A 2,555-nucleotide genomic window follows, 5' to 3' on the forward strand; every position below is an offset into this window, starting at 1 on the left:
CTCCGTCGCCCCTGGCCAGGCAACATCAACCATGCTTCACTAACATTCGATCTGGAGCCGCCATTGGGGGCCGGTCAGCACCACCTTCAGCTTCTCACGCGGCACATTCTACATTACCGAGGGCGCCTATGCGGTGAACCAGGAGAAGGATTCAAAAGGCCTTCCCGGAACCTACAAACTGGGCGCTTGGTATCACAGCGCCCGTTTCAACGACCAGCATTTCGACAATCTTGGTCAATCACTGGCTGACGGAAACACCACCGGAATCGGGAATCCGGTCTGGGGGAATGGTGGCGTCTATTTCGTCATCGACCAGATGCTGATCAAGGGGCAGCGCTGGTCCGAAGAAGGGCTGGGCGTGTTCCTGCGTGGCGGCGTCTCGCCTTCGGACCGCAACCAGGTGCCCTTCTATCTGGATGGCGGCATTAGCTACAAGGGCCTGTTCGCTGGCCGTGAGGAGGACACCCTGGCACTCGGGGTCGGTTACGGGCAAATCAGCGGGAGCCTGCAGGGGCTGGATAGGGATACCCGGAAGATCAACGGCCAACCGAACCGGCCGATCCGGGACTACGAGACTGTCATCGAGCTAACCTATCAGGCGCAGATCACCCCCTGGTGGACGATCCAGCCGGACATGCAATACGTCATTCATCCCGGCGGCAATATCCCCAACCCAGGGGCGGGGAGCCAGCTCACTCCGATCGGTGACACCTTTATCTTCGGAGCGCGTACCGCGATAAAGTTCTGACAACTTAAAGGCGACCAATCTGATCCTGGCGTGGGATCGGGTTGGTCGCCCCGTTGGTAAAATGGCGTCTGAGAAAATGTTCCACTCGATGACCTCATCCCATTCTCAAAGTGACGCCCCAACCAGATTCCTTTGCAACACCACTGTTTCGGGAACGCCCATCAGGCGGCCCAGGACATCGTCCAGGGGCAGCACGTCCGGCGGCGGAATTCAACCTCTTCGGCAGGCGTCAGAACGCTGCTGCGCGGCACATGCGGTCCCATCGGCGCGTCACGACCCAGAGATAAAAATGGGCACCGTTGGGAAGTGCGGACTCGCAACATAAACGGTCAGGGCAGGACCCTTCCCGATGTTGGAGTAACAGGGGGAGACGATGTCTGAGCCCTGCCATTCTTCTGTCATTCCGACGAAAACTGCTGCCACTGAGGTCCGCTATCAAAACGTCGGTTGGCGATGTTTGAGGGCCTTTGCCGATGAGGTCGGCATCGCCCCGACCGAGGTCCGGCCTATCGACTTGGTCTCCTGGATGGTCCGTAGTCAGACGAACTGGAAGCCGGCCACTTGGCGACAGTACCACGGCCACTCCGCTTGACGTTTAACGCGTCACGTTATACGATCTCCTCATGATCAAGAGCTTCGCGGACAAAGACACAGAGGCCCTGTGGCAAGGAGAAATCCCGAGGCAGTTTGCCGCCTTCGCCAAGGTCGCAATCCGCAAGCTCGATATGCTGGATGCTGCCCACGTTCTCACCGACCTTCTGGCCCCGCCCGGCAATCGCCTGGAGGCCCTGAAGGGAGACCGCAAGGGGCAGCACAGCATCAGAATTAACGACCAATGGCGGGTCTGCTTCGTCTGGATTGAGGACGGCCCTGCCCAAGTCGAGATCGTGGATTTCCACTGAGGAGAACGCCATGCGGATCAAAACCCACCCCGGTGAAGTGCTGCGCGAGGAGTTTCTTGAACCGCTGAGCATGAGCGCCAATGCCCTGGCCATCGCCTTGCGGGTACCGGTCACGCGGATCAGCGAAATCATCCATGGACGCCGCGCCGTCAGCGCTGACACCGCCTTGCGCCTGGCGCGCTATTTCGGCACGTCGCCGCAGTTCTGGATCAACCTCCAGACTGCCCATGACCTATCGAAGGTCGAGATGGAGAGCGGCAACACCATCGAGCAAGAGATCAAGCCACGGGCCGCGTGATGGTGCACACATCCCCTCGGATTGTCTCGGCCGCCATGGGCGACAAGATCGGCGCCATCGCCGAGACCGACGGCTACGGCTCCGGGGTCAAGGCCATGCAGCGCGGCATCAACATGCTGAACGACTCGTGTGCTAAAGCGGTTTGCGCTTTATCTGGCGCAAACCGTTTTGGCGAGCATTGAGCGAGCGGCCAAGCAAACCGTAGGTTTGCGCCCGGCGAGGGCATACATAAGACTAAAGCCTTTTGCGTCACATCCGACGCAAAAGGCTTTAGAAGCCATCGCCAGCCATCCTCAGCAGGATTCCTGCGACGCCATCCGGCTTATGACCCTCACCGGGGCCCGCAAAGGTGAAGTCTTCACGGCCCGCTGGGAGGATATTGATCTCGAGGCCGGAATTTGGTCGAAGCCCAGCGCTCATACCAAGGATCACATTGCCCCCCGGTCCGGCACCGCTGTTCAGCTCTTAAAGCGGAGAAAGGAAACTGGCGCAGGGCAATGGGTGTTTGCCTGCAGGTGGTCGGGGTCTTGTGACCTTCCCCCTTGTTTCGGCCCACTCAGGGGGTGAGCATTTGGGTTGATATCATGGCCGCCGGTACTCTGACGAT

The 2,555-nt window shown here is 59.6% G+C and carries 4 protein-coding genes and 1 pseudogene; 4 read left to right on the top strand and 1 reads right to left on the bottom strand.

Features of this window, described 5'->3' with window-relative positions; all coding sequences use genetic code 11:
• Window positions 1-49: 49 nt before the first annotated feature.
• The gene (locus A6A04_RS19470; protein WP_082915076.1) at window positions 50-748 is read left to right on the top strand and encodes a carbohydrate porin; all 699 of its coding nucleotides are present in this window, start codon (window positions 50-52) and stop codon (window positions 746-748) included.
• Window positions 749-910: 162 nt separating this feature from the next.
• Here A6A04_RS19470 and A6A04_RS22545 read toward each other — a convergent pair.
• A pseudogene (locus tag A6A04_RS22545) lies at window positions 911-1,020 on the bottom strand (IS481 family transposase); the annotation flags it as partial.
• Window positions 1,021-1,371: 351 nt separating this feature from the next.
• Between A6A04_RS22545 and A6A04_RS19475 the strand changes: the two are divergent.
• Genes A6A04_RS19475 through A6A04_RS22550 form a run of 3 tightly spaced genes read left to right on the top strand, consistent with a single transcriptional unit; the run spans window position 1,372 to window position 2,130 of the window.
• Window positions 1,372-1,650, top strand: coding sequence for a type II toxin-antitoxin system RelE/ParE family toxin (locus tag A6A04_RS19475; protein WP_041043067.1), 279 nt, complete (start codon window positions 1,372-1,374; stop codon window positions 1,648-1,650).
• Window positions 1,651-1,660: 10 nt separating this feature from the next.
• The gene (locus tag A6A04_RS19480; protein ID WP_009867416.1) at window positions 1,661-1,948 is read left to right on the top strand and encodes a HigA family addiction module antitoxin; all 288 of its coding nucleotides are present in this window, start codon (window positions 1,661-1,663) and stop codon (window positions 1,946-1,948) included.
• A gap of 35 nt (window positions 1,949-1,983) precedes the next feature.
• Window positions 1,984-2,130: a hypothetical protein gene (locus tag A6A04_RS22550; RefSeq protein WP_156612702.1), complete on the top strand. Its 147-nt coding sequence runs from the start codon at window positions 1,984-1,986 to the stop codon at window positions 2,128-2,130.
• Window positions 2,131-2,555: the final 425 nt, after the last annotated feature.

Source organism: Paramagnetospirillum marisnigri, from assembly GCF_001650715.1.
GTDB classification, from domain to species: Bacteria; Pseudomonadota; Alphaproteobacteria; order Rhodospirillales; family Magnetospirillaceae; genus Phaeospirillum; species Phaeospirillum marisnigri.

What these genes read in the sequence shown, in the direction of transcription:
- A6A04_RS19475 (WP_041043067.1), top strand. Translation starts at nt 1,372, where the DNA reads ATGATCAAGAGCTTCGCGGACAAAGACACAGAGGCCCTGTGGCAAGGA.
- A6A04_RS22550 (WP_156612702.1), top strand. Translation starts at nt 1,984, where the DNA reads ATGGGCGACAAGATCGGCGCCATCGCCGAGACCGACGGCTACGGCTCC.
- A6A04_RS19480 (WP_009867416.1), top strand. Translation starts at nt 1,661, where the DNA reads ATGCGGATCAAAACCCACCCCGGTGAAGTGCTGCGCGAGGAGTTTCTT.